Source organism: Cellulomonas sp. APG4 (assembly GCF_009996735.1).
Lineage (GTDB): Bacteria > Actinomycetota > Actinomycetes > Actinomycetales > Cellulomonadaceae > Actinotalea.
Genome location: NZ_JAACYI010000009.1, coordinates 98,103 through 124,482 on the forward strand (window position 1 = coordinate 98,103; position 26,380 = coordinate 124,482).

General features: G+C 75.2%; 21 protein-coding genes and 1 riboswitch. Of the genes, 5 read left to right on the top strand and 16 right to left on the bottom strand.

Annotation, left to right across the window (positions count from 1 at the left end; genetic code table 11):
- Window position 1 precedes the first annotated feature (1 nt).
- Together GXB85_RS08775 and GXB85_RS08780 are read right to left on the bottom strand one after the other, a co-directional pair.
- Entirely contained in the window at window positions 2–3,022 is a 3,021-nt protein-coding gene (locus GXB85_RS08775) for an AAA family ATPase (RefSeq protein WP_161917267.1), read from the bottom strand.
- Entirely contained in the window at window positions 3,022–4,233 is a 1,212-nt protein-coding gene (locus GXB85_RS08780) for an exonuclease SbcCD subunit D (RefSeq protein ID WP_161917268.1), read from the bottom strand. The genes GXB85_RS08775 and GXB85_RS08780 overlap by 1 nt, the downstream gene beginning before the upstream one ends.
- A gap of 239 nt (window positions 4,234–4,472) precedes the next feature.
- Between GXB85_RS08780 and GXB85_RS08785 the strand changes: the two genes are divergently transcribed.
- Window positions 4,473–6,644, top strand: coding sequence for a prolyl oligopeptidase family serine peptidase (locus tag GXB85_RS08785; protein WP_161917269.1), 2,172 nt, complete (start codon window positions 4,473–4,475; stop codon window positions 6,642–6,644).
- A 34-nt stretch (window positions 6,645–6,678) separates the two neighbouring features.
- Here the strand turns inward: GXB85_RS08785 and GXB85_RS08790 are convergent, their stop codons facing one another.
- The 4 genes from GXB85_RS08790 to GXB85_RS08805 form a co-directional block, all read right to left on the bottom strand.
- Window positions 6,679–8,076 (bottom strand): Cpe/LpqF family protein, encoded by a 1,398-nt coding sequence (locus GXB85_RS08790; protein WP_161917270.1) that lies wholly within the window; start codon window positions 8,074–8,076, stop codon window positions 6,679–6,681.
- Window positions 8,073–8,450 carry an STAS domain-containing protein gene (locus GXB85_RS08795; protein ID WP_161917271.1) on the bottom strand — a complete coding sequence of 126 codons (378 nt, stop codon included), beginning with the start codon at window positions 8,448–8,450 and terminating at the stop codon, window positions 8,073–8,075. The genes GXB85_RS08790 and GXB85_RS08795 overlap by 4 nt, the downstream gene beginning before the upstream one ends.
- Before the next feature lie 98 nt (window positions 8,451–8,548).
- Window positions 8,549–9,085 carry an aminoacyl-tRNA deacylase gene (locus tag GXB85_RS08800; RefSeq protein ID WP_370524106.1) on the bottom strand — a complete coding sequence of 179 codons (537 nt, stop codon included), beginning with the start codon at window positions 9,083–9,085 and terminating at the stop codon, window positions 8,549–8,551.
- A gap of 66 nt (window positions 9,086–9,151) precedes the next feature.
- On the bottom strand, window positions 9,152–10,015 hold the full coding sequence (locus GXB85_RS08805) for a universal stress protein (protein WP_161917272.1): 864 nt from the start codon (window positions 10,013–10,015) through the stop codon (window positions 9,152–9,154).
- A gap of 162 nt (window positions 10,016–10,177) precedes the next feature.
- Between GXB85_RS08805 and GXB85_RS08810 the strand changes: the two genes are divergently transcribed.
- Complete coding sequence (locus GXB85_RS08810; RefSeq protein WP_161917273.1) at window positions 10,178–11,290, top strand: hypothetical protein; 1,113 nt, start codon at window positions 10,178–10,180, stop codon at window positions 11,288–11,290.
- A 2-nt stretch (window positions 11,291–11,292) separates the two neighbouring features.
- Here GXB85_RS08810 and GXB85_RS08815 read toward each other — a convergent pair whose 3' ends face one another.
- Window positions 11,293–12,066 (bottom strand): hypothetical protein, encoded by a 774-nt coding sequence (locus tag GXB85_RS08815; protein WP_161917274.1) that lies wholly within the window; start codon window positions 12,064–12,066, stop codon window positions 11,293–11,295.
- A gap of 164 nt (window positions 12,067–12,230) precedes the next feature.
- On the opposite strand from GXB85_RS08815, the gene GXB85_RS08820 reads away from it, so the two are divergent.
- From GXB85_RS08820 to GXB85_RS08830, 3 genes are all read left to right on the top strand, one after another.
- Window positions 12,231–16,802 carry a DUF3418 domain-containing protein gene (locus GXB85_RS08820; protein ID WP_370524107.1) on the top strand — a complete coding sequence of 1,524 codons (4,572 nt, stop codon included), beginning with the start codon at window positions 12,231–12,233 and terminating at the stop codon, window positions 16,800–16,802.
- 85 nt (window positions 16,803–16,887) lie between these two features.
- The gene (locus GXB85_RS08825) at window positions 16,888–17,073 is read left to right on the top strand and encodes a hypothetical protein (protein WP_161917275.1); all 186 of its coding nucleotides are present in this window, start codon (window positions 16,888–16,890) and stop codon (window positions 17,071–17,073) included.
- 92 nt (window positions 17,074–17,165) lie between these two features.
- The gene (locus GXB85_RS08830; protein WP_161917276.1) at window positions 17,166–17,804 is read left to right on the top strand and encodes a DNA-3-methyladenine glycosylase I; all 639 of its coding nucleotides are present in this window, start codon (window positions 17,166–17,168) and stop codon (window positions 17,802–17,804) included.
- Between the two features lie 6 nt (window positions 17,805–17,810).
- Here the strand turns inward: GXB85_RS08830 and GXB85_RS08835 are convergent, their stop codons facing one another.
- From GXB85_RS08835 to GXB85_RS08875, 9 genes are all read right to left on the bottom strand, one after another.
- The gene (locus GXB85_RS08835; protein ID WP_161917277.1) at window positions 17,811–18,248 is read right to left on the bottom strand and encodes a (deoxy)nucleoside triphosphate pyrophosphohydrolase; all 438 of its coding nucleotides are present in this window, start codon (window positions 18,246–18,248) and stop codon (window positions 17,811–17,813) included.
- 55 nt (window positions 18,249–18,303) lie between these two features.
- A complete protein-coding gene (locus tag GXB85_RS08840; RefSeq protein ID WP_161917278.1) occupies window positions 18,304–18,858 on the bottom strand; it encodes a hypothetical protein in 555 nt (184 codons plus the stop codon).
- Window positions 18,859–18,981: 123 nt separating this feature from the next.
- Complete coding sequence (locus GXB85_RS08845; protein WP_161917279.1) at window positions 18,982–19,215, bottom strand: LuxR C-terminal-related transcriptional regulator; 234 nt, start codon at window positions 19,213–19,215, stop codon at window positions 18,982–18,984.
- A 257-nt stretch (window positions 19,216–19,472) separates the two neighbouring features.
- Complete coding sequence (gcvH, locus tag GXB85_RS08850) at window positions 19,473–19,841, bottom strand: glycine cleavage system protein GcvH (protein WP_161917280.1); 369 nt, start codon at window positions 19,839–19,841, stop codon at window positions 19,473–19,475.
- Between the two features lie 77 nt (window positions 19,842–19,918).
- On the bottom strand, window positions 19,919–21,157 hold the full coding sequence (gene gcvT, locus GXB85_RS08855; RefSeq protein ID WP_161917281.1) for a glycine cleavage system aminomethyltransferase GcvT: 1,239 nt from the start codon (window positions 21,155–21,157) through the stop codon (window positions 19,919–19,921).
- Entirely contained in the window at window positions 21,154–24,174 is a 3,021-nt protein-coding gene (gene gcvPB, locus GXB85_RS08860; RefSeq protein ID WP_161917282.1) for an aminomethyl-transferring glycine dehydrogenase subunit GcvPB, read from the bottom strand. Before gcvPB ends, gcvT begins: the two co-directional genes overlap by 4 nt.
- Window positions 24,175–24,340: 166 nt before the next feature.
- Window positions 24,341–24,439, bottom strand: a riboswitch (glycine riboswitch).
- Window positions 24,440–24,596: 157 nt separating this feature from the next.
- Entirely contained in the window at window positions 24,597–25,034 is a 438-nt protein-coding gene (locus GXB85_RS08865) for a zf-TFIIB domain-containing protein (protein WP_161917283.1), read from the bottom strand.
- 133 nt (window positions 25,035–25,167) lie between these two features.
- On the bottom strand, window positions 25,168–25,506 hold the full coding sequence (locus GXB85_RS08870; protein ID WP_161917284.1) for a hypothetical protein: 339 nt from the start codon (window positions 25,504–25,506) through the stop codon (window positions 25,168–25,170).
- A gap of 23 nt (window positions 25,507–25,529) precedes the next feature.
- A complete protein-coding gene (locus GXB85_RS08875; protein ID WP_161917285.1) occupies window positions 25,530–26,216 on the bottom strand; it encodes a DedA family protein in 687 nt (228 codons plus the stop codon).
- Window positions 26,217–26,380: the final 164 nt, after the last annotated feature.

The following is a 26,380-nucleotide window of genomic DNA, read 5'->3' on the forward strand; positions in this document are numbered from 1 at the left end:
CTCACGCACGGACCGCGAGGGTGCTGACCCCGCGCCCGGTGCGGCGAACCTCGATGCGCTCGGCGATCGACTGCTTGAGGGTGTCGACGTGGGAGACCACGCCCACCACGCGACCGCCCTCGCGCAGCCGACCGAGCTCGGCGAGCACGCCGTCCAGTGTCTGCGGGTCGAGCGAGCCGAAACCCTCGTCGACGAACAGGGTGCCCAGGTCCGTGCCGCCGGCCTCGGCGGTCACGACGTCGGCCAGGCCGAGGGCCAGGCACAGCGAGACGTAGAACGTCTCCCCGCCCGAGAGCGTGCGCGGGTCACGCTCGAGCTCGAGGTGGTGGTCGACGACCTTCATCGCCAGACCCGTGCGGCGCGCCCGCACGGCCTCGCGCTCGTCGCTGCGCACCAGCTCGTAGCGGCCGTCGGACATCGAGCCGAGCCTGGCGTTCGCGGCAGCCACGACGTCCTCGAACCGGCGCACCAGGACGTAGGTGGCCAGGGTCAGCTGCTTGCCGTTGTCGGCACCGCTCGCGGCCGCGAGGTTGGCCATGCGCACCACGGGGCCCGCCTTGGCGTGGGCCACCCGCAGGTCCCCGAGCGCGGCGACCACCTCGTCGGCTGCGGAGCGTGCGGCGTGCGCGCGGGCGCTTCGCCGTGCGGCCTCCTCGGCGGCGGCGGTGGCTGCGGCGTCGGCGACGGCGTGCGCCTCCTCCGCGGCCTCGACGTCGACCTCGAGGTCCTCGGGAAGCTCGGCGAGCTCGGCCAGGTTCGCGCGCACACGGTCGAGCGCGCTGCGGTGCGACCGCACGAGCTCCTCGAGCCGGTTCAGCTCGGCCGGGTCGAGGTGGGCCTCCACGGCGTCGGCGAGCGCGTCGAAGCCGTGCTCGCCGAGCATCGCGTCGAGCTCGACCTCGCGCGCAGCGACCTGTGCTCCGGCGTCCTCGAGCCTGCCGAGGGCCTCGAGCCACCGACCCGCGATCTCGACCCGCGCGTCGAGCTCGGCGGACCGCTCGGCCACCGTCGCGGAGCCGGCCCGGGCGGCCTCGACCTCGACCTCGTCCGAGGTCAGGGCCTCGCGGAGCGCACTCACGCGTTCGGCGGCGGCGGCGAGCTCCGCCGCGAGCTCGGCCACCACCCGTTCGAGCGCGGCTGTCGCGGCGTCGTGGTCCGCGAGGGTGCGCACAGCCGCGCGGTGCTCGACACCCGCGCGCTCGGCTGCGGCGACCTCGGCCCCCGCCGGGCCGAGCAGGGCCTCGACCTCCTCGAGGCTTCCTCCCGCGGCGGCCCGACGCGACGTGAGGCGCTCACGCAAGGCGACGAGCTCCTCGCGCGTCGAGCCCAGGGCGTCCTGCGCGAGCGTGCGCAGCCGCTCGGCCTCCTCGACCTCGTCCGTCGTCACGTGCGCAGGGTCCAGCGGGGCGGGAGCCGGGTGGTCGGTGCCGCCGCAGACCAGGCACGGCTCACCCGTGACCAGGCGGCTCGCGAGCTCACCCGCGATCCCGGCGACCCGGGCCCGTTGCACCTCGGCCGCGTGGTCGATCGCCACCCGGGCCACCTCCGCGGCGCGTGCGAGCCCTGCCTCCGCCTCGGTGACCTCAGCGGCGAGCTGCTCAGCCTCGCGCGCCGCCACCCGTCGCAGCTCGAGCGTGCGGACCTTCTCCTGGGCCGGACCCAGCCCGTCGGCCGCCACGGAGAGCCGTTCGACCTGTGCGACGACCTCGGCCCGCTCAGCCGGGCGCGCAGCGAGGCGCGCCCGCTCGACGTCGAGGCGCTCCGTGAGCTCGGCACGAGAGTCCTGCGCGGAACGCAGCTGCTCGCGACGCCCGGCCAGCCCGGCCTCGACGTCGACGAGCCGGTGCAGGGCTCCCTGGAGCGCGGTGCACCTGTCGCGCTCCTCGGCCAGGTTCTTGCGCTGGACCCCCACCTCCGTGGCCGGGTCCACGGCGCCGGCCAGGTCGACCGGGGCGGCCGCTCGCAGACGCTCGGCCGTCGCGGTCGCCTCGGTCACCGTCGCGCGCGCCGCGTCGAGCCCGCGTGCGACGGGCAGGACGGCCTGGGCGCGCCGGGCGACCTCGCACCTGGCGGCGTCCCGGGTGTGGCCCGCGTCGCGCTCCTCGAGGGCTGCGAGGTCGGCGCGCAGACGCGCGCGCCGTGCGAGCGACTCGGCCGTGCGGCGGGCCGTGTCGAGCGCCGTGCGCCGCTCGACGCAGTCCGCACGCGCGCGCCGCGCGGTCCGCTGGGCCTCCGCCTCGGAGCGCGAGAGCGCGTCCGCGAGCGAGCGCACGCGCGCGTCGAGGTCGGCGCCCTCGGCGCTCGCCGCGGCCGTCCGTAGGTGAGCCGCGTCCTCCTCGGCCGGGTCCGCCGCACCGACGAAGCGCGCGACGCTGCGCTCGAGGGCCGCCCGCGCCTGGTCGAGCTCACGACCGCTCTCGGCGCGCATGCGCTCGAGCCGCTGCTGGAGCTGTTCGTAGACCTCGGTGCCGAAGACCCTCTGGAGCACGCCACGACGGTCCTCGGGGTTGGCCCGCAGGAAGCCCGCGAACTCGCCCTGCGGCAGCACGACCGTCTGGACGAACTGCGTGCGGTCGAGCCCGATGATCCGCTGGAGCTCCGCACCGGCCTCGTCGAGGCGCGCCGAGACCAGCTCGCCCTCGTCCGGGCGGTCGGGATCCGCGAGACGCCACAGGCGCACACCCGCCTGCTGCAGGGTGGTGCCCGTGCCGCGTTGCTTGGGCCTGCGGTAGGCGGGCGTGCGGCGCACCCGGTGGATCCCGGCACGGGTCTCGAGCACGAGGTCCACGAAGGTCTCGTCCTCGGGGGCCGCGTGACCCGATCGCAGCCGCTCCTCGCTCGCGTCCTTCGAGGCGACCTTGCCGTACAACGCGAAGACGACGGCGTCGATGATCGTGGACTTGCCCGCCCCCGTGGGGCCCTCGAGCAGGAACAGACCCGAGGCACCCAGCCGCGCGAAGTCGATCGTGTGCGTGCCGGCGAACGGGCCCAGCGCCTGGAGCGTCATGCGGTGCAGGTACATCAGGCGCTCCGCTCGGCCGCGAGCACGTCCTCGTACGCGCGCCGCAGCACCGCGCGCTCCTCGGGCGTGGGCGCCGCGCCGGTCACGTGCTCGACGAACTCGTCGGCCACCTCGAGCGGGTCCCGGGCGGACGTGACCGCACGCACGTGCTCGACACGCGAGCCCTCGGGCCGGTGCTCGACGACGAGCAGGTGCGGGAACCGCGCGCGCAGCCGCGCGTACAGCTCGGGCGGACGCCGGGCGTCGGTCACGACCACCCGCAGCCAGTCGGCGACGTGCTCCTCGGCTCGCGGCCCGAGCAGCTCCTCGACCGTCCCGCTCAGCTCGGTGAGCCGCCTGGGGACCGGTGCGGCGACGAGCTCGACATCGCGCACGCCGTCGGGCCCCAGGTCGACGAGGGCCGAGGCCTTGCGCTGGTGGCGCTCGGAGAACGAGTACGCCAGCGGCGACCCCGAGTACTGGAGCACCGCGCCGCGGGACGTCCCGGCTCCCGGGTCCGCGCCGGAGGGTCCGGCGATGCGCTGGGGCCCGTGCAGGTGGCCGAGCGCGACGTAGTCGACGCCGTCGAACACCCCGGCCGGCACCGAGTCCACCCCGCCCACGCGGATGTCGCGCTCGGACTCCGACGCCGCACCGCCCACCACGAACGCGTGCGCCATCACGACCGACCGTGGACACGGCCCGGACGTCGCGGCGAGGTGGGCCCGCACACGGCGCATGGCCGCCGACGTCACGGCCTCGTGCGAGCGCGGCAGCAGGCCGTCGACCGCCGCCGGGTCGCCCTCCGCGAGCTCGCGTCGCGTCGTATCCGGGTCCAGGTACGGCAGCGCGTAGACGTGCACCGGGGCGCCGTCGGCCGGGTCCACGAGCTCGACCGGGCGCCCGACGTCGGCCACCCGGGCGCGCACGTGCACCGAGCTCCGCAGCAGCGGCGCCGCGAAGCCGAGCCGGACCGCGGAGTCGTGGTTGCCCGGCGTCAGCACCACGGTCGCGCGGTCGCTCAGCCGTGCGAGCGCGTCACCGAGCAGCCGCACCGCCTCGACCGGCGGCACCGCGCGGTCGTACACGTCACCTGCGACGAGAACGGCGTCGACCCCCTCGGCGTCGACCAGCTCGACGAGGTGGTCGAGGTACGCCGCCTGGTGCTCGAGCAGGTCCACACCGTGCAGCGTGCGACCCAGGTGCCAGTCGCTGGTGTGGAGGATCCGCATGCCAGGGACGCTAACCCCCGCCCCCGACACACGGCCCCAGCGACACCCGTGCACCCACGTCCCGTGCGGCACGTCCCCGCCGGGTGGCAGGATCGCGGGGGTGAGATCGGCCCCGCGCGGTCAAGAGCGCGACCGCGGGGGCCGATGATGACCACGTCGCCCGACGGCCCTCCCGGTGCCGTCGCCCGACCCGCACGGCCGACAGGTGCGCGCCGGCGCACCAGCACAGGAGGAGTTCCATGCCGTCCAGCCCCGAGAGCGGTCCCGAGCTGCGCCTCATCCAGGGCGAGGGCGACACGCCCACGCTCACGACGGCGTTCCACGAGCTCGACGAGTACGTCGCGCTCCCGCGGATGTCCGGCCTGGTCCTCTCGCCCGACGGCTCGCGCCTGGTGACCCAGGTGTCGACGCTCAACCACGACGCGACCAAGGTGCACACGGCCCTCTGGGAGGTCTACCCGACCCGCGCCCGGCCCGCCCGGCGCCTCACGCGCTCGGCCCAGGGTGAGTCGGGGGCCGCGTTCACGCCCGACGGCGACCTGCTCTTCACCTCGCGGCGCCCCAACGCCGACGCGTCCGACGACGAGAAGGGCTCCGACAAGCCCGCGCTGTGGGTGCTGCCGGCAGGTGGCGGTGAGGCCCGGATCGTCGCGACGCGCCCGGGCGGCGTGCGCGACGTGCGCACGGCGCGCTCGTCCCCCGCGGTGGTCTTCGCGACCGACATGCTCCCCCGGGCGACCGACGGCGCGGACGACGAGCGGCTGCGCACCCAGCGCAAGGACACGAAGGTGTCGGCGATCCTGCACACGGGCTACCCCGTGCGGCACTGGGACGCCGACCTCGGCCCTGACGTGCCGCACCTGCTCGGTTGGCACTTCCGCGCGGGGGACGACGTCGCGCGCTCGGTGGAGGTCGCGAGCCTGAGCGTCGAGCACCTGAAGGTGGACGACCTGACGCCCGCGCCCGGCGCGGCGCTGCGCGAGGCGCAGTACGACCTGAGCCCTGACGGCTCCTTCGTCGTCTCGACCTGGAACGTGCCGATGCCGCGTGGCGCGCACCGCACGGTGCTCGTGCGGATCGAGCTCGACTCGGCCGAGCGCACGGTGCTCGTCGACGACCCGGACGCAGACCTCGGCCAGCCGGTCATCTCACCCGACGGCCGCGCGGTCGCGTACGTGCGCTGGTCCCACTCGGACGCGGACACCGCGACGCGCAGCACGCTGCACGTCCTCCCGCTCGGCGCGGACGCCGCCGGCCCGGGCCGGCCGCGCGCCGTCGTCGCGCACTGGGACCGCTGGACCACGTGCCACCAGTGGCTCCCGGACGGCTCGGGGCTGCTGGTCACGGCCGACCAGGACGGCCGTGCGCCGGTGTTCGCGATCGACCTCGCGACCGACACCGTCACGCAGGTGACGCATGACGACTACGCCTACTCCGACCTGCAGGTGGCCCCCGACGCGTCGGTCGTCTACGCGATGCGCGCGTCCTACCTCGCCCCCGCCCACCCGGTGCGGATCCACCTCGTCGCCGACGAGCACCGTCCGCGCGGCACCGTGACGGTGCTGCGTGCGCCCGCGCCGCCGCCCACCCTCCCGGGGATGCTGGACGAGGTCCGCACCACGACCGAGGACGGCGTCGAGGTGCGCGGCTGGCTCGCCGTGCCGGACAGCGCGACGGCCGAGTCCCCGGCCCCGCTGCTGCTCTGGATCCACGGCGGCCCGTTGGGCTCGTGGAACAGCTGGTCGTGGCGGTGGAACCCGTGGCTCATGGTCGCCCAGGGCTACGCCGTGCTGCTGCCCGACCCGGCCCTGTCGACCGGCTACGGGCAGGACTTCGTCCAGCGCGGCTGGGGCCGTTGGGGCGACGCGCCCTACACGGACCTCATGGCCATCACCGACGCGACGGTTGCGCGCCCCGAGATCGACGAGACCCGTACGGCCGCGATGGGCGGCTCGTTCGGCGGCTACATGGCGAACTGGGTCGCCGGCCAGACGGACCGCTTCGACGCGATCGTCACGCACGCGAGCCTGTGGGCGCTGGACCAGTTCGGGCCGACCACGGACGCGGCCTTCTACTGGGCACGTGAGATGAGCCCTGAGATGGCCGAGCGCTACTCCCCGCACCGGAACGTCGCCAGCATCACGACGCCGATGCTCGTGATCCACGGCGACAAGGACTACCGCGTGCCCATCGGCGAGGGCCTGCGCCTGTGGTACGAGCTGCTGTCCTCCTCGGGTCTCCCGGCCGACGACGAGGGTCGCACCCCGCACCGGTTCCTCTACTACCCCGACGAGAACCACTGGATCCTGACCCCGCAGCACGCGAAGGTCTGGTACCAGGTGGTGCTGGGCTTCCTCGCGCAGCACGTCCTCGGTGAGGACGCGCCCGAGCTCCCCGAGACCCTGGGCTGACCCGGGCCCGCGGCGCCTCGGGCCCACCTCGGGCTCAGGGCGCCGCGAGTCGCAGGGCGTCCTCGGCGATGCCCACCATCGTCCGGGCCGCGACCGCGTCGTTCGCCGAGCGCGCCGCCGTCTGCAGCACCACGACCACGGGTGGGCCGTCACCTGCGGGCACGGCGTACCAGGAACCGGCCATGGTGCCCACGGAGCTCCCGCCCTTGTAGGCGATCGACGACCACGCGTCGTCCGGCGTGACGCCGGGGTTCGCCGTGAGGATCTCGGTGAGCGGCTCGCCCGCCGGGGTCTGCGCGCGCTCGGCGAGCGCGGCGTGCGCCGCGCAGACGTCGGCTGCGGTGGCGAACCAGTCCACGCCGTCGGGCCAGGCGGCCACGAGGCTCATCGCGGCGGGGTCGATCTCGGGTGGGCCCGGTGGCAGCTCGGCGAGCAGGGCGCGCCGACCGGCCTCGTCGGCACCCGACCAGCGCTCGCGCAGCGTCGGGTCCCCCCAGCCCAGGTGGAACAGCTCACGCGTGCTCGCGAACGGGATGTTGATCCCCGGGTCGGCGTGGCCCATGTCGACCATCGCGCGCTCGACCGCCTCGCGGCCCACCGCGTCGATCAGCAGGTCCGTCGCGGTGTTGTCACTGATCTCGATCATCTTCTGCGCCGCCTCGCGCACCGTGAGGGTGGTCCCGGCCTCGGCGTCCTGGAGCTCGCCCGACGGCAGCGAGCGCAGGGCGTCGGTCACCGTCACCTCGTCCTCCCACGCGAGCGTGCCCGCCGCGATGGCGTCCACCACGGCGCCGAGCACCCAGAGCTTCGCGATCGAGCCGACCGGGAGCTCGGCGCCCGCGGACGAGCCACCCACGAGCCCCTCGACGGGCACGCACGCGCCGTCGAGCACCTCGGCCACGAGCAGCGAGGAGCCCGGGAGCCCGGCGACCTCGTCGAGCAGCGCCGCCGCGTCGGCAGCGGGTTCGCGCGCGGGGGCCGCCTCGCCGAAGAAGAGGCCCGCGATGAGGCCGGCCTCGTCCACGGCGAGCTGCATCTCGAGGTCCTGGCCCTGCCCGCCGATCTGCGCGACGAGGGCGTCGGGGCCCGCCTCGACGCCCGTGACCGTCCAGGGCGCGAGCGGCCGCAGCTGCTCGACGACGGCGACGAGCTCATCGCTCGGCACCTGGGCGAGCAGCTCGGCGGAGAACCGCTCCTCGACCTCGGGCAGGCCGCTGCCTGCCGGGGCGTCGAGCTGCTCGAGCACCCAGCGCGCCTGCTCACCGGCGGGCGAGTCCGGGAGCTCGACGACGGCGGGCTGTGTCGGCTCGACCGTGGGCGTCGCCGACGGGCTGGGTGCGTCCCCGCCGGCACCTGTGCACGCGCCGAGCAGAACGGCGGCGGCGAGCATCCCCGCCGCCACACGTGCCGCGACCCCTCGGTGCACCGTCACGGGACCGGCACGCCCTCCATCTCGAGCGCGTCGCCCGGCGTGAAGTCGAGCGCGATGCGACCGCCGAGGCCCAGCATGTCGAGCATGTCGAGCACCAGGATCGGCGGGTCGCGCAGCACCATGCGCAGTGCCGGGTCCTCCTCACCGAGCCGGTGCAGCTGGAGCAGGAACGCGAGCCCCGAGGAGTCGATGAACGTGACCTGCGCGAGGTCCACCGTCACGGGGCCGCCCCGGGCCACCACCTCGGCCATCGCGAGGCCGGCCTGGTCACGCAGCTGGCCGTCGATCTCCCCGCGCAGCGTCACCCGGGACCCGGCGTCCTCGGGTGCGACCTCGATGCCGCCGTTCTCGTGCTGCTCCACAGTGCCTCTCATCAGCCCTGGTCCGGGCGTGCTCTCGGGTTCGGGGCGTGGCCCCACAGATAAGGACGACCGGACGCTCGCGGGTGTTCCCCGCCCCGGCCGGCCGGTGGTCATCGCCCGTCGGGCTCCGGGTCGGTCACGTCCGCGACGGTCGCGCCAAGCGCCAGGACCATCTGGCTCCCGTCGACGGTCGCGGCGACGCCGTGGGCCCCCGCACCGATCGACATGGGGCGCCCCGCGACACGCGCGTCGGCGACCACCGGCCAGGGCCGCAGCGAGCCGAACGGCGTGATCGTGCCGCGCTCGTAGCCGGTCACCTCGCGGGCGACCTCGGCGTCCGGGAGCGACAGCCGGGAGACCCCGAGCACCTCACGCAGCCGCGGCCAGGCGATGGTGCGGCCGCCGGGCACGAGCACGAACAGGAAGTCGTCCTCGCCGCGGCGCACCACGATCGTCTTGACCACCTGGTCCGGACCCAGGCGCCGCGCACGCGCGGCCTCCTCGAGACTGCGGACCGGGCCGTGCCGGACGAGCCGGTACCGCAGACCGCTCGCCTCGAGCGCGGCGACCGCGCGGCGCTCGCCCTCGCTCGGCTCGCCCGGTGCGTCGCCCGACGGCACGACGTCGTGCGGGGGTGCTGGATCCACGCGGGCAAGTCTCGCACCCCGGCCCGACACCGCCCAGCCGGACCCACAGGCCGGGCGCACGCCGTCTCAGGAGCGGACCACCACCACGGGGCACGGCGCGTTGAGCACCACGGCGTGGCTCACCGAGCCCAGCAGCATGCGCGCGACGCCCTGGCGCCCGCGGCTGCCGACCACGAGCACGGCCGCCCGGTCCGCCGCCGCGAGCAGGACGGTCGCCGGGCGACCCTCGACCAGGTGCTGGTGCACGGGCAGGTCCGGGTACCGCTCGGCGACCCCTGCGACGGCCTCGGACAGCACCACGCGCTCGGTCTCGACCACCTGCTCCTCGAGCCCGCCCGCGAGGTACTCCATGCCGAGGTAGAGCGCGGGCTCCTCCCAGCTGTGCACCACGTGCAGCTCAAGGCCCAGACGATCGGCCTCGGCGGCACCGTAGGCGACCGCGGCGACCGAGTCGTGCGAGCCGTCCGCGCCCACGACCACCCGGTCCGCACCCGCGTCGGCGAGCCGCGGCACCACGGCGACCGGGCAGTGCGAACCCGCGACCACCTGATAGCTCAGCGAGCCCGCGAGCACCCGTTCCATGGCCGAGAGCCGGTGCGAGCCCACCACCACGAGGCCCGCGTGCTTCGAGCGCGCGGTGAGCGAGCGCGCGGGCGTGTCGCGGTCGATCTCCGTGCGCACGGTCAGCCCGGGCGCCTCGGTCTCGGCCCGCGCGGCCTCGCGTGCGAGCAGCTGCTTGCCGGACTGCTCGATCGCCTCGTCGAAGGTCAGCTCGTAACCCGTGAGCGGGTGCCCGATCGCGTGCACCACGTCGAGCTCGGCGCCGCGGGCGCGGGCGATGCGCGCCGCCCACAGCAGCGCGTCGTTCGCCGAGCTGCCCTCGACGCCGACGACGACGGGGCGACGGTCCGTTCGCTGCGTGCTGGTCATCTCGGCACTCCCCTCCCGGTGGCCGGGCAGGGTGCCGGACCGGACGAGGAGCGGGCCTGCCCAGGGCTTGCTCCCACCGTGCGCCCCCTGGGGCGGGCGGGACAAGGGCCCTTGGTCCTCCGGGGGTGCCGTGCGGCGACGGGCCTGTGCGAGGGTGGCGCGATGGGGACGCTGCCGCCGACGCTGCCCACGGTCGAGCTCGCCGGTGACCTGCTGGGGGAGCCGCTCACCGCGGGAGCGCACCTCGGCGGGTCGCAGCGCTCGCTCGTCCTGCGCTGCACGCGAACCGACGGCACGTCCGTCGTCGTCAAGGCCTACCCGGCGGACGGGCGCACGTCCTTCCTGCGCGAGCGCACGGGCCTGCGCGAGATCCCCGGGACGCCCCGGCTGCTGGGCGCCGACCACGCGGAGCGGGTGCTCGTGATGGAGGACCTGGGCTCCGCACCCACGCTCGCGGACCTGCTGCTCGGCGAGGACCGCGACGCCGCGTGGGCGGGCGCGCGCACCTGGGCCCATGCCCTCGGTGCCCTGCTCGGTGGCACCCGCGGAGCCGCGCGACGCGTGGCGGCCGAGCTCGACGGGGCCGGGCTCCACGACGCCGACACGCCCGCGGCGCTCAGCACGGGACTCGCACGGCTCACGGCCCTCGGCGACGGGACCACGGGGCTGCCGCCCGCGCCCAGGGAGGCAGCGCTCGCACGCGACACGCAGACGCTGCTGGCCGCCCTCGACCGCGACGTCGCCCTGGCCCACGGCCTTGCCGCGGTCACCCCGGGCGACACGTGCCCCGACAACGCCATGCGCACACCGCACGGGTGGCGGTTCCTCGACGCCGAGGGCGCGACCGTCCAGCACGTCGCGCTCGACGCCGCCTACACGCTCCTGCCGTTCGCGACGTGCTGGTGCGTGTTCGACCCGCCGCCCGGCCTCGCCGACGACCTTCTGGCCGGCTTCGAGCGGGGCCTCGACGAGCCAGGGCTGACCTCGTCCGACGCGTGGCGACCGATGCTCGACGCGGCGTGCGGCGCCTGGGTGCTGGCCATGACGGGGTGGCTCGTCGACGGCGCGCTCGAGGACCGACCGCGCATCGGCCCCGCGGGCCTGCCCTCCCCGACCTACCGTCAGCTGGTCGCGACCCGCTGGGCGTGGACCGCGGAACGGGTGGCCTCGACCCTGCCGGCCGTCGCGGACGCGTGCGCGCGCGGCGCCGCCTGGGCGCGCCGCACGTGGGGCGAGGACGCGCTGCGGCTGGCCCCCTACCCGGCGCTCGGGTGACGTCAGACCTCGGGCGGCAGGATCTCGACCGGCTCGCCCCAGTCGAAGAACTCGTCGACGGTGCTCGCGGTGAACCCCGCCAGCGTCAGCGTCGCCTCGACGCGCACGGGGAGGTGGTCGTCGTCGAGCCACACGACGTACCGCTCCGGGGTCGTCCCCATGAGGTCGGGCGTCCCGCTGTAGGCCCGCGCGCCCTCGACCTCGGTCACGCCCGACGCGGGCTCCCACGCGGGCGACGACGCGAACAGCGCGCGCTGCAGCTCGACCGTGGTGAGCTGCCCGATCGCCGAGATCACGCTGTGCGCCATCACCTGGGGCGGGGTCCCGGCCGGGTCACCCACCACCCAGCCCTCGCCCGGCACCAGCAGCCACCCCTGCTCGCCGATCACGACGACGTCCATGTCGTGGTTGTTCGTGAGGGCGATGGACCCGGGCTCGCGCCAGGCGACGACCCCCTCGGCCCACGACCCGTCGTCGCCCGACGTGCGGTACCCCGAGGTCCCCGCGGCCAGCACGGCGTCGGCGGCGCAGTCGGCGAAGAGACGGCCGGGCACCGGGTCGTGGAGGTTCACGAGGCGGTCGCCGCACGTGTCGTCCGCGTCGGGGCCGTCGTCGGCGGCGTCGTCCGCCGCGGGGTCGTCCGCGGCCGGCGACGCGGGGGCCTCCGTCTCCTGCGGTGGGTCCGGGTCGGGACCGGCGCCGCCATCCCCGGCCGTACCGCACGCACCCAGGCCGAGCACCGCCGCTGCCACGAGCACCCCGAGCCGCCGCCGCATGTGTCCCTCCCCGCCGCACGGGCATCTCCCCCGCGGATCGCGGCAACCCTACCGGCAGGCCGCCGGCGCGGGACGGGCGGGCACGGGCCCGCGTCGGCGCACCCGGCCGGGACGGACCGATTCCCGGTGCCGACCGGGCGCGACGTCGGCGAGAATGGTGCTCCGTGACTCCCGACCCCGCCGAGCGACCGCCGTCCGAGCGACGACGTCGGTCCGGTCGCGGCCGCGGACGTCGACGCGGCGGGCCCGCGTCGGAGGGCGCCGCAGCACCCGCGAGCGGCACGCGCCCGGCGGCCCGTGAGCGCGGGCGGCCGCAGGACCCCGCGCGCGAGGCCGAGCGTCTCGCCCGCCGGGCCCAGCAGCGCCACGCCGTCGTCGTGCCCCCGATCACGTACCCCGAGGAACTGCCGGTCAGCGCGCGGCGCGACGAGATCGCCGCCGCGATCCGCGACCACCAGGTGGTGATCGTCGCGGGCGAGACGGGCTCCGGGAAGACGACGCAGCTGCCCAAGATCCTGCTCGAGCTGGGGCGCGGCCGCGACGGGCAGATCGGTCACACCCAGCCGCGGCGCATCGCGGCGCGCAGCGTGGCCGAGCGCATCAGCGAGGAGATCACGGGCGGGGCCGGGGCGCTCGGCTCGATCGTCGGCTACCAGGTGCGCTTCACCGACCAGTCGTCCGAGCAGACGCTGGTCAAGCTCATGACCGACGGGATCCTGCTCGCGCAGATCCAGCGCGACCCGATGCTGCTCGCGTACGACACGCTGATCGTCGACGAGGCCCACGAGCGCTCGCTCAACATCGACTTCATCCTCGGCTACCTCACCCGCCTGCTGCCGCAGCGGCCCGACCTCAAGCTCGTCATCACGTCGGCCACGATCGACTCGCAGCGGTTCGCGCGGCACTTCGCGGGCCCGCCCACGGCCGAGCACCCCGAGGGCGTGCCCGCACCCGTGGTCGAGGTGACGGGCCGCACGTACCCGGTCGAGATCCGCTACCGGCCGCTGTCGCCCGACGCCCCGGCGCAGGACGACGACGACGCGCTCGACGAGGGACCCGCGCCGACCGCCCGACCCGCACGCGGGCGCCAGGGCAACCGCACGTCCGCCACGCCCGCACGCGGTGCGGCCCGGGGCGAGGACCGCGACCTCATGACGGCGATCTGCGAGGCGGTGGACGAGCTCGCCGCCGAGGGTCCTGGGGACGTGCTCGTGTTCCTCTCGGGCGAGCGCGAGATCCGCGACGCCGAGGAGGCCCTGCGCCAGCACCTGGGCGAGCGCGTGCTCGGCGCGGGTCCCACGTCGCCGCGCTCGGTCGAGCTGCTGCCGCTGTACTCACGCCTCTCGGCCGCCGAGCAGCACCGCGTGTTCGAGCGGCACGGCCATCGGCGCGTCGTGCTGTCGACCAACGTCGCCGAGACCTCGCTCACGGTGCCGGGCGTGCGCTACGTCGTGGACCCGGGCACGGCGCGCATCTCGCGGTTCTCGAAGCAGACGAAGGTGCAGCGGCTGCCGATCGAGCCGATCTCGCAGGCGAGCGCCAACCAGCGCGCGGGTCGCTGCGGTCGCGTGGCCGACGGCGTCGCGATCCGCCTGTACTCGGAGGCGGATCTCGCGTCGCGCCCCGAGTTCACCGAGCCCGAGATCCTGCGGACCTCGCTCGCCTCGGTGATCCTGCAGATGGTCGCCGTGGGCGTCGCGCAGAGCCCCGACGACGTCGCCGCGTTCCCGTTCGTCGAGCCGCCCGACATACGCGCGATCCGCGACGGCGTGCAGCTCCTCACCGAGCTGGGCGCGCTCGAGACGCGCGGCAGCAGCACCCGCCTCACCGAGACCGGCCGCGCGCTCGCGCTGCTGCCGATGGACCCTCGCCTCGCGCGCATGATCGTCGAGGGCGGGCGGCAGGACGTCGCGCGCGAGGTCATGGTGATCACCGCGGCGCTGTCCATCCAGGACCCGCGCGAGCGCCCCGCGGAGCAGCGGCCCCAGGCCGACCAGGCGCACGCGCGCTTCGCCGACCCGACGTCGGACTTCCTCACCTACCTCAACCTGTGGCACTACGTGCGTGACCGCCAGCGTGAGCTGTCCGGGAGCGCGTTCCGGCGTCTGTGCCGCGCCGAGCACCTGAACTACCTGCGCCTGCGCGAGTGGCAGGACGTCGTCGGGCAGCTCAAGGAGATGGCCAAGCCGCTCGGCATCACGGTGCGGCCGCCCGCGCGGACGGGACCGGTGGCCGAGGCGCCCGACGGCGAGCCCGACCTGCGCCGCTCGTGGGACGCCGACCGCATCCACCGGTCGCTGCTGGCCGGCCTGCTCAGCCACGTGGGCATGCAGCAGGTCACCGAGGTCAAGGTGTCCGGCCGCGGCGCGGGCGGACGCGGCGACGACCGGCGTGGCAAGCCGGCCACGCGGCTCCAGCGCAACGAGTACCTCGGCGCGCGCGGCAGCCGCTTCGCGATCTTCCCCGGCTCGCCGCTGTCGAAGAAGCCACCCGCGTGGATCATGGCCGGTGAGCTGGTCGAGACGTCGCGCCTGTGGGCCCGCGACGTCGCGCGCATCACGCCCGAGTGGGCCGAGGAGCTCGCGCCGCACCTGGTCAAGCGCACCTACTCCGAGCCCACGTGGTCCACCAAGCAGGGCGCCGCCGTCGCGCGCGAGAAGGTGCTGCTGTACGGCGTGCCGATCGTCAACGACCGCCGCGTGCTGTGGGCGAAGGTCGACCCCGAGCACGCGCGCGAGCTGTTCCTGCGGCACGCGCTGGTGCAGGGCGAGTGGACCACCCACCACGAGTTCGTCGCGACCAACGCGCGGCTGCGCGCCGAGGCCGAGCAGGTCGAGAACCGGGCACGCCGCCGCGGCCTGGTCGCCGACGACGACGCGCTGTTCGCCTTCTACGACGCGCGCGTCCCGGCCGACGTCGTCTCGGCCCGGCACTTCGACCGGTGGTGGCGCGGCGCCCGGCGCGAGCAGCCCGAGCTGCTGACGTTCACGCGCGAGCTGCTGCTGGGCGACGCCGAGGTGGACCCGTACGAGTTCCCGTCGACGTGGCCGCAGGGTGACCTCGAGCTCGACCTGACCTACCAGTTCGAGCCGGGCACCGAGGCCGACGGCGTCACCGTGCACATCCCGGTGGCGGTGCTCAACCGCGTCCGGCCCGAGGGCTTCGACTGGCTCGTCCCCGGGATGCACACGGACCTCGTGACGGGCCTCGTGCGGAGCCTGCCGAAGCCGGTGCGCGTGCAGCTGGTGCCCGCGCCGGACGTCGCGCGCGACGTCGTGGCGTGGATCCGGGAGCACGCCGCGGCCTGGGCGGACACGGTTCGGGCCGCCGACGCCGCGCCGTCGTTCCGCGAGGTCGTGACGCGTGCCGTGCGTGAGCTGCGCGGCGTCGAGATCCCGGCGGACGCGTGGGACGCGGGTCGCCTGCCCGCGCACCTGCGCGCGACGTTCCGCGTGCACGAGGACCGCGGCGGGTCGAGCCTCCTGCTCGACGAGGGCACCGACCTGGTGGCGCTCCAGCGCAGGCTCGCGGCGCGCAGCCAGGCCGCCGTCCGCACGGCGGTGCGCGACGCCGTGCGCACCGCCGTCCGGGAGTCCGGGGGCGCGCCAGGCGCCGGCCGGGCTGCCGGTGCGGAGCGTTCCGGCGCCGGTGTGGAGCGTTCGGGGCCCGCAGTGGAGCGTTCCCGGGCGGAGTGGAGCGGAACCGGGGCCGACGACGGCGTGTCGCCCCGGGAACGCTCCACACGCGGGGTGGCGAGCGATGACGGCTCGGTGGCGGGCGCCGGCGGGTCGGTGGCGGGCGCGGCGGGCGGGGCCGACGGCGTGCCGGGGACCGAGCTCGAGCAGGTCGGGCTCACGGGGTGGCCGGAAGGGTTGCCCGACGGGCGCGTGCCCGAGGTCGTGAGCACCAGCGCCGGCGGCCTCACGGTCGAGGGGTACCCCGCGCTGGTGGTCGAGCGCGCCGGACGCGGGCCCGCGCGGGTGTCGCTGCGCGTGCTCGCCGACCGCGCACTGGCCGCTCGCCGCCACCGCGAGGGCGTGCGGGAGCTGCTGCTCGCCGGCCTCGCCCTCCCGACGGCGCGTGTCACGACCCGCTGGTCGGCCGCACAGGCGCTGAGCCTCGCGGCCAGCCCGTACCCGACCACCGACGCCCTCGTCCTGGACCTGCAGCGCGCCGCGCTCGACGCGCTGCTCGCCGAGCGCGACACGACCGACCTGCGCGACGCCGCCACCTGGACCGCCGTCCGCGGCGGCCTGCGCGACGCGCTCGAGGACCGCACACGGGCCGTGGCCGACGACGCCGCACGTGTGCTCGCGGCGGCCCGCGAGCTCGACGGACGCATCCGCGCCGCCTCGAGCCTCACGCTGCTGCCGACGGTGAGCGACGTCCGCGCGCAGCTCGACGCGCTGGTCCACGACGGGTTCGTGGCCGAGGCGGGTGCGGCCCGCCTCCCGCACCTGGTGCGCTACCTGCGCGCCGCGGCGCACCGGATCGACAAGGCCGCGGAGAACCCGACGCGGGACGAGGGCCTCGCGTGGCAGGTGCGCGAGGTCTCCGAGGAGTACGCGCAGGCGCTCGCCGCGGCGCGCACCGCGAGCCCCGACCCGGCTCGCGACGCCCGCCTCGAGGAGGTCCGCTGGATGCTCGAGGAGCTCCGGGTGAGCCTCTTCGCGCAGCAGCTCGGCACGGCCCACCCGGTCTCGCCGAAGCGCATCCGCACGGCCCTCGCGGGGTGAGCCGCGTCACCCGTTCGCGCGACACGCGGGCCCCGTGCGAGACGCGGGCTGCCGCAGCGCGTCCGCCCTGCGTACATTTGTCCCCATGACGGATACCCCCGACCTCGCCTCGGTCATGGCGGACCTCACCGCCTCGAGCCGCCCGGTCGACCGTCGCCTGCTGGGCGAGGTCCGGACCGGCCTCGAGCAGCTGCCCGACGACGCCGGGACGCTCGCGTTCCAGCCCGCCGACTCCCGTCCCGACCTCGCGGTGCGCCGCCGGCACCTCTAGCGCGCACCTCGCACCCGCGCGCCGGTCGGGCGGTCGAGGGTGGCCCTGTGGACGACGGTCCGGACGTCACCGCCCGGGCGTAGGTTCGCGGCATGACGACGGCGGAGCAGACCACCTCACCCACCGGCAGCTCGGTCCCGGGTCCCGTGACCACGGCCGCGACGGGGCGCTGCTTCGGCGACGGCGATCCCCTCTACGCCGCGTACCACGACACCGAGTGGGGCGTGCCGGTACGCGGTGACCGCGAGCTCTACGAGCGCGTGAGCCTCGAGGCGTTCCAGTCGGGCCTCGCGTGGATCACGATCCTGCGCAAGCGCCCCGCGTTCCGCACCGCCTTCGCGCAGTTCGAGCCCGCCGCGGTCGCGGCGTTCGACGACGACGACGTCGCGCGGTTGCTCCAGGACGCCGAGATCGTCCGCAACCGGGCCAAGATCGAGGCGACGATCGCGAACGCGCGCGCGCTCGTGCGGCTCCAGGACGAGGGCGGCTCGCTCACCGAGCTCTTCTGGTCGCATGCCCCCGCCTCGCACGCGCGGCCGCGCTCGTTCGAGGACGTCCCCGCGCACACCGAGGAGTCGCGGGCGCTCGCCAAGGCCCTCCGCGCGGCCGGCTTCCGGTTCGTGGGGCCGACCACCGCCTACGCGGCCATGCAGGCGTGCGGCCTGGTCGACGACCACCTCGCGACGTGCCCGGTCGTCACCGGCGAGGGGCCCGGTGCCGATGCCCGGTAAGGCCCGTCAGCGCTCGAGGTCGAGCTCGGCCACGCGTGCGAGGGCCTCGACGATCGGCACGTCCGGGTCGAGCCAGTCCACGTCGAGCCACCGGCCCGGCTCGAGCCAGCGCAGCTCGTCATGCTCGACGAGCGGCTGCGGCTCACCCCCGGTCACCTCCGCGAGCCACAGGCGCAGCCGGTAGCGCGCGGAGATCCGCCACGCACCGCCGTCGGGTGGTGGCACCTCATGCCCCAGCCGCACCGCGATGCCGAGCTCCTCGCGGAGCTCGCGGTGCAGGGCCTGCTGCGGTGTCTCGCCAGGGTCCACCTTGCCGCCCGGGAACTCCCACCGACCCGCGAGTGTGGTGGGGCGGTGGCGGCGCGCGGCGAGCAGGCGGCGAGGTCGGTCGACGCTGTCGACGACGGCGGCCGCGACGACGAGGACGGGCTCGCTGCGGGGCATGGCGACCAGTCTTCCAAATCCGCGCCAGTCGTGGGACGACCTGGGGACGGGGGACTCAGCGGGGAAGGTGCCAGGCCCCCTGCGTGGCGCGGGCGAGGCGGGCGGCGAGCCCCTCGGCCCGGCGACCCGGCGCGCGGGAGAGCCGCTGCAGGCCGGTCGCCTCGACGAGCAGGACGTAGAGGTCGACCGTGCGGCCCGCACGGGCCTCGGCGACCACGAGGCGGTTGAGCCGGCACCGCTCCTCGTTGCGGGCCTGCTGCGCGTCGCGGCGCGAGACCTGGCCGATCCCTCTCGCGGAGAAGGTGCGCTCGAGGTCTCCCGAGGACCCGACGTAGCGCACCGCGCCGCCCTGCACGAGGGCGAACACACCCGCACGCGAGGGCAGCGCGCGCTCGGGCTCGACCCTGCCGAACGGTCCGAGCGCCCACGCCGGGTAGCGCTGCTCGACCGCGGCCATGCCCTCGAGCGGCGAGGAGGTCAGCACCTGGCCCGCGTCGTCGCGTTCCACGAGCAGCCGCCCCGCGTAGGCGAGCGCCTCGCGGTCGACGACAAGGTGCTCGGGCGCCCAGTGCTCGTCGGCCGACGGCGTCGGTCCGGCCGGACGATCCACGTTCACCTGCCTCGGGCCAGGCCCGCGGGGCCGCGGACACCTGGCTCCCGACACTACCTGCCGTGCTGGTCAGCCGCCCGCGGCGGGCACCTGCGGGCGTGCACCCGCCGCGCGGCGGTCAGCTCAGCGGAGGCCGAACTGGCGAGCGCACTCCACGGCCTCGGCACGGTTGGAGACGCCGAGCTTGCGGTAGACGCTGCGCACCTGGGACTTGACCGTGTTCCGGGTCACGAACAGGCGCGAGGCGATCTCCTCGAGCGTCGTGTTCTCGTCCAGCTCGGCGAGGATGACCCGCTCGCGGCGGGTCAGCGGCTCGTTCGTCCGCTGGGCGGGAAAGCTGTGCGTCGTCGTCGTCATGATGACCTCCAGGGGCACCGGCACCGGGGGAAGTGCCGCGTGTCGTGCGTGACACCTGAAGAGAGCAGCGAGTCCACCCACCATGACGCGGAATTCACCCGAAAAGTTGAGCCGACGGGGTTGCCGAGCCCTACGGGGAGGCGATACAGCCCCGCTGACCTGCGTCCCTGCAGGTCAGCGGGGTGTCACGCGGATCACGCCCGGACAGCCGAACATCACCCGGATGGAGTAGCCCGACGACGTGGCGGGCATTCGCGTCAGTCGACGAGGGCCGCGTACTCCTCGGGCGACAGCAGCGCGGCATCGCCCTCGACGTCGACCCGCAGCAGCCAGCCCGCGCCGTACGGGTCGGAGTTCACGAGCGAAGGGTCGTCGACCGCGGCGTCGTTGACCTCGACCACCGTGCCCGTGACCGGCGAGAAGACCTCCGAGACGGACTTGGTCGACTCGATCTCGCCACACACCTGCCCTGCGGTCACGGCGTCGCCCACGGCGGGCAGCTCGAGGTAGACCAGCTCGCCGAGCGCCTCGGCGGCGTGCGCGGTGATCCCCACCGTGACGGGCTCGCCGGCACGCACCCACTCGTGCTCGGCGGTGTACTTCAGGTCGCTGGGCAGATCGCTCACGGCGGTTCTCCTCGGTCTCCGGGACGGCGGGCGCGGTCCGGCGGTTCGGGTGGCGGACGGTGACGGCGGACGGTCGCTCAGGACCGACGGTAGAAGGGCAGCGGCACCACGCGCACGGGTTCGGCACGTCCACGGACGTCGACGGCGAGCTCGGTGCCCTCGGCCGAGGCCCCCGGGGTCACGTAGGCCATCGCGACGGGCCGGCCCAGCGTGGGCGACGGCGCCCCCGAGGTCACCTCGCCCACGGGGACCCCGTCGGGCGTCGTCACGGCGTAGCCCTGCCGCGCCGCGCGGCGACCCTGGACCTCGAGGCCCACGAGCACGCGCTCGGGCTCACGCTCGGCCCGCTGCGCGAGGGCCTCGCGGCCCACGAAGTCGAGCGGCGCGCCGTCGTCGTCGGTCTTGTCGAGGCGCACCACACGGCCGAGGCCCGCGTCGTACGGCGTCACGAAGCGCGTGAGCTCGTGCCCGTAGAGCGGCATCCCCGCCTCGAGGCGCAGGGTGTCGCGCGCCGCGAGGCCCGCCGGGACCAGGCCCGCGGGCTCGCCGGCCGCGAGGAGGCCCCGCCACAGGGCGACCGCGTGCTCGACGGCCACGAAGAGCTCGAACCCGTCCTCACCCGTGTAGCCGGTGCGCGCCACGAGGGCCGGGACCGGGCCCGCCTCCGTGGTGAGCGTCGCCGTCGCGCTCGCGTAGTTGCGCAGACCGACGACGGCGTCACGCTCGGCGTCGTCGCCGACCAGACCGGCGAGGATCCCCGCCGCAGCGGGGCCCTGGACGGCGACGAGCGCGGTCGTGGTGGTCTCGTCGAGCACCTCGACGTCCGACGCCGCGCAGCGCTCGTGCAGCTGGCCGAGCATCACCTCCGCGTTCGCGGAGTTCGCGACGACCAGGAAGTCCTCGTCACCGGTGCGGTAGACGATCAGGTCGTCCGCGACGCCCCCGTCGGGCCAGCAGGCCATCGTGTAGCGCGCGCGGCCCACGGCGAGGGTCGACAGCGAGCCGACGAGCGCGCGGTCGAGCGCACGCCCGGCCCCGGCGCCCCGCACGCGGATCTCGCCCATGTGCGACAGGTCGAACAGGCCGGCGGCCGTCCGGACGGCGCGGTGCTCGGCGACGTCCGAGCCGTACCGCAGCGGCATGGCCCACCCCGCGAAGCCGGTGACGGTCGCACCCAGCGCGACGTGCTCGTCGTGCAGCGGAGTGGGGCGCGGTCCGTACACGGCGACGCCGTCGTCGGGGTGGTAGCCGAGGAAGGGCCGCCCCTGCGGGTCGTACGCGGCAGGAGTCGGCTCGGTACGGTCGTCGTCGCTCATGCGTAGTCCTCGATCGGCGGGCAGGCGCACACCAGGTTGCGGTCACCTGCAGCCTGGTCGATGCGGCCCACGGGCGGCCAGTACTTGTCCTGCCGCAGACCACGCACGGGCATGGTCGCGGCCTCGCGGCTGTAGGGCCGGTCCCAGGTGTCCGCGAGCGCCACGGTCGCCGTGTGGGGCGCGTTGCGCAGGGGTGACTCGGTGACGGTCCACGTGCCGGCCTCGACCTCGGCGATCTCGGCGCGGATCGCGATCATCGCCTCGCAGAAGCGGTCGAGCTCGGCGAGGTCCTCGCTCTCGGTGGGCTCGACCATGAGCGTGCCCGCGACCGGGAACGAGAGCGTGGGCGCGTGGAAGCCGTAGTCGATGAGGCGCTTCGCGACGTCCTCGGCCGTGACCCCCGTCGCCTTGGTGAGGGCGCGCAGGTCGAGGATGCACTCGTGCGCGACGCGCCCGCCCGGACCGCGGTAGAGCACGGGGAAGTGCTCGTGCAGCCGGGTCGCGACGTAGTTCGCGCTGAGCACGGCCGTCTCGGTCGCGGCGCGCAGCCCCTCGGCGCCCATGAGCGCGACGTAGGCCCACGAGATCGGCAGGATGCCCGCCGAGCCGTGCGGTGCCGCGCTGACCTGCGTCGCACCACGGCCGGGCAGGAACGGCGCAAGGTGCGCGGCCACGGCGACGGGACCCACGCCCGGGCCACCGCCGCCGTGCGGGATGCAGAAAGTCTTGTGCAGGTTGAGGTGGCTGACGTCACCGCCCAGCTCACCCGGCTGCGCGAGACCCACCAGGGCGTTGAGGTTCGCGCCGTCGATGTACACCTGGCCGCCCGCGTCGTGGACCTTGGCGCAGACCTCGCCCACGTGCTCCTCGTACACGCCGTGGGTCGACGGGTAGGTGATCATGATCGCGGCGACGGTGTCGCGGTGCTCGGCGAGCTTGGCGTCGAGGTCCGCGAGGTCCACCTCGCCGTCGGGCGCGGTCGCGACGACGACGACGCGCATGCCCGCCAGCACGGCCGAGGCTGCGTTGGTGCCGTGGGCCGAGGCCGGGATGAGGCAGACGGTGCGTGAGTCGTCGCCCCGCGAGCGGTGGTAGGCGGTGATCGCGAGCAGGCCCGCGAGCTCACCCTGCGACCCCGCGTTCGGCTGCACGCTCACCGCGGCGTAGCCCGTGATCTCCGCGAGCCAGGTCTCCAGCTCGGTGATGAGCTCCTGGTAGCCACGCGTCTGGTCGGCCGGGGCGAAGGGGTGCAGGTCCGCGAAGCCCGGCCAGCTGATCGGCTCCATCTCGACCGCGGCGTTGAGCTTCATGGTGCACGAGCCCAGGGGGATCATCGTGCGGTCGAGCGCCAGGTCACGGTCGGCCAGGCGACGCATGTAGCGCATGAGCGCGGTCTCGGAGCGGTAGCGGTGGAAGGTGGGGTGGGTGAGGTACTCCGACGTGCGTCGCATGGTGGGTGGGATGCCCGGGGCCCCGTCCGCGGAGGCCGGACCGGGGCGTGCTTGAGCTCCCGCGGCCGCTCCTTCGTCGCGGTCGCCTGCCAGGCCCACCACGCTCTGCGCACGCCCCGGTCCGGCCTCCGCTGCGCGGTCGGGCGTCCCGTTGGTGCGGGACCGCTCGTCGGCGTGGGCGAGGACGGCTCGGGCCTTCTCGACGTGCTCGTCGATGGTGGTCTCGTCGAGGGTGACGGCGACGTGGTCGGCGTCGACGTGGCGGAGGTTGAGGCCGAGCTCGAGGGCGCGGGCGACGGCGTACGCCGCCTCGCCCGGGACGTGGACCAGGACCGTGTCGAAGAAGGAGTCGTGGACGACGTCGGCGCCGGCCGCGCGTAGACCGTCGGCGAGGGTCGCCGCGTGGGCGTGGACGCGCTCGGCGATGGCGCGCAGCCCGTCGGGGCCGTGGTGCACCGCGTAGAAGGATGCGACGACGGCGAGCAGGGCCTGGGCCGTGCAGATGTTGCTCGTCGCCTTCTCGCGGCGGATGTGCTGCTCACGCGTCTGGAGGGCGAGCCGGAACGCCGTCGTGCCCTCGGCGTCGTGGCTCACGCCGACCAGGCGGCCCGGGAGCATGCGCTCGAGGCCCGTCCGGACGGACATGAACGCGGCGTGCGGGCCGCCGTAGAACATCGGGACGCCGAAGCGCTGGGCCGAGCCGACGGCGACGTCGGCGCCCAGCTCGCCCGGGGCCGTGACGAGGGTGAGCGAGAGCAGGTCGACGGCCATCGTGACGAGGCCGCCGGCCTCGTGCGCCGCGTCGACGAGACCCTGCAGGTCACGCAGCCGGCCCGAGGTCGCAGGGTGCTGCAGCACGAGCCCCACCAGGCCGTCGTCGGGCAGGGTCGGCAGGCCGTCGTCGAGGTCCGCGACCACGAGCGGGAGACCGATCGCCTCGGCGCGGCCGCGCAGCACCTCGAGGGTCTGCGGCAGCACCTCGGAGTCGACGACGACGGCGGCGTCCGGGCGGCCCTTGACCGCGCGGCGCATGAGCAGCACGGCCTCCGTCACGGCCGTGGCCTCGTCGAGGAGGGAGGCGCCGGCGACGGGCAGGGCCGTGAGGTCCGAGACCATCGTCTGGAAGTTCAGGAGCGCCTCGAGGCGGCCCTGGCTGATCTCCGGCTGGTAGGGCGTGTAGGCCGTGTACCAGGCGGGGTTCTCGAGGACGTTGCGACGGATCACGGGGGGCGTGACCGTGCCGTGGTAGCCGAGGCCGATCATGGAGGTCAGCGGCGTGTTCCGAGCCGCGATGCGACGCAGCTCGGCAAGAACCTCGGCCTCGCTGCGCGCGCGCGGCAGGTCGAGGCGGCCGGACATGCGGATGCTCGCCGGCACGGCCTCGTCGACCAGCGCGTCGAGGGACGGGGCGCCCACCGTGGCGAGCATGTGCTCGAGGTCGGCCGCGCGCGGGCCCACGTGACGGTCCACGAAGCCCTCCGCCGCGGGCGTGTGCGCAGCCGGGGTCGGCGCTGCGTGCGGCTGGTCGGGGGTGGACGGGTCGAGCTGGTCGAGCTGCTGGGTCACGTGGCCTCCCGGGAGCGGCCCGGCGCATGCCGGACGGGCTGGGCTCCCCGCTCTGTCCTCCGTCGCCCGCGGGCGACGACCTGAGAGTTTGGTCGACGGGCCGCGAGGGCCGCGCCGACGTGCACCGTCGGTGGGCCGGTGCTGACCGGCCGCTTTCCAGAGTTGCCTCGCCGTGGCGGTACGTGGGCCTGAGAGATTCCCGGGGAGGTTGCTCCTTCGGCGCCGCACGCCGTGGTCCGGCCGTGGGCTCTCCCGTCACGGTTCGAGCAGCGTCTTCAGTTGTGGTCCGCGCCGAGCCTACCCGCACCGCGTGCCGCCGTCGTCGGTGCGTCCATGCCGTTCGATCGGGGCCGCCCCCGCCCCGCCGTCGTCGCCGTGCCGTGGCCGCGCGGCCGTGCCCGCGCCGCCATCGGGCGCGTGGCTCAGAAGTCGAAGAGCTCGCCCAGGAGGCCGCCGCGCTTCTTGCGACCGAACGGACGGCCGTACTGGTCGTAGCCGCCGCGCCGGTAGTCGTCGGGGGACGGGGCCGACGGCGCCGACCCGTACCGACGCTGGGGCGGGTAGCCGGGCTGCGGATAGCCGACAGTCGGGTAGGCCGGTGACGGGTACGCCGGCCCGGGCTGCGGTCCGGCGTGACCGGGGACGGGCCCGTGGCCCGGTGCACCACCGCCCGGCCTCGCACCGGGACTGCTCGCGGCAGGAGCGCTCGTGGCGGGCTGCTGCTCTCCGGCCACCCGGTCGATGATCTTGTCGAGCTCGCCGCGATCGAGCCACACGCCGCGGCACTGCGGGCAGTAGTCGATCTCGACACCCTGGCGGTCGGACATCACGAGGTCGGTCTGGTCGATCGGGCACTTCATCGCACGGCTCCTCCCGTCGGTGCGTACGCACCGTCCGCCCACCCAACGACGGACAGGGTCCACGAGTGCCCGCGGACACCCAGGATGCGCGGAGAACCCTGCGCCCGGGGCGGCGGCGCCGACGGCGCGCGGGTCAGTGCGTCTCCTCGTCGGCGAGCGCACGCTGCTCCGTGACGAACCGCAGCACCTCGGCCATCGACGCGCACACGTCCTTCGCGTTCTCCGCCGTCACGACGGCGTAGGGACGCTCGTTCACGCGGGTGAGCAGCTCGGCGAGCTCGGCCGAGGTCACGGTGTCGTCGTTCGCGGCACCCTCGAGGTCGTCGACGAGCTCGGCGGACCAGTGGGGGTGCCCCGTCCATGCGGCCGTGACGAGCAGCCCGAGCAGGTTGGCACCCTCGGCCTGGGACCACACGTACGACTCGAGGAAGTCGTACAGCCGTGGGAAGCGGACGCGCATCTCGTCGGTCATGTGGCTGCCCTCCTGGACCGAGGCTAGCCCCGGCCGGGCCCGTGCGGGTGATCCGGGGACGTCTCGGCCCGACGGGCGGCGGGCCCCCGGCGCAGGCGCCTGTGCACGAAGACGGCGAGGGCGATGACGATCGCTCCGATGACCACGTAGTTGATGACGTCGCTGTACCGGCCCACGTCGGTCCACCGGCTCCCGAGCACGTAGCCCGCGACCACGAGCGCCGTGTTGTAGGCACCGCTCCCGAGCCCGGTCAGGAGCACGAACCTGACGAGGGACATACGAGCGAGCCCCGCCGGCACCGACACGAAGCTGCGGACCACGGGCACGAGCCGACCCGTCAGCACCGCCGCGCCACCGTGCCGCTCGAACCACGCCTCGCTGCGCTCGAGGTCCTCGCGCTCCACCAGCGGGACACGGTCGGCGAGGCGGCTCAGGCGCTCCATGCCGAGGCGCGCACCGGCCCAGTAGAGGACGAGGCCGCCCACGACGCTCCCCACGGTCGCGCCGACGACGGCGGCCGGCAGCGACATGCGCTCCTGCCCCGCGAGGAGCCCGGCGACCGGGAGCACGACCTCGCTCGGGATCGGGGGGAACACGGTCTCGAGCGCGACCAGCGCACCGACACCGACGGGCCCGAGGGCCTCGACCACGCTCACCACCCAGCCGGCGAGTCCCGTGAGCTGGGCGGGGTCGGACGTGGCGAGGAGCACACGACTACGCAACCACGACGCCGGCCCGCACGCGCGTTTCGGGGCGGGTGGAGGTTCGGCGCAGGTCGGTCGTGGGCGGGCTGGTGTGTGGGCGGGCCGGGTGTGTGGGCGGGCCAGGCGTGTGGGGAGTGCTGGGCGTGCTGGGCGTGCAGACCGGGCTGGGT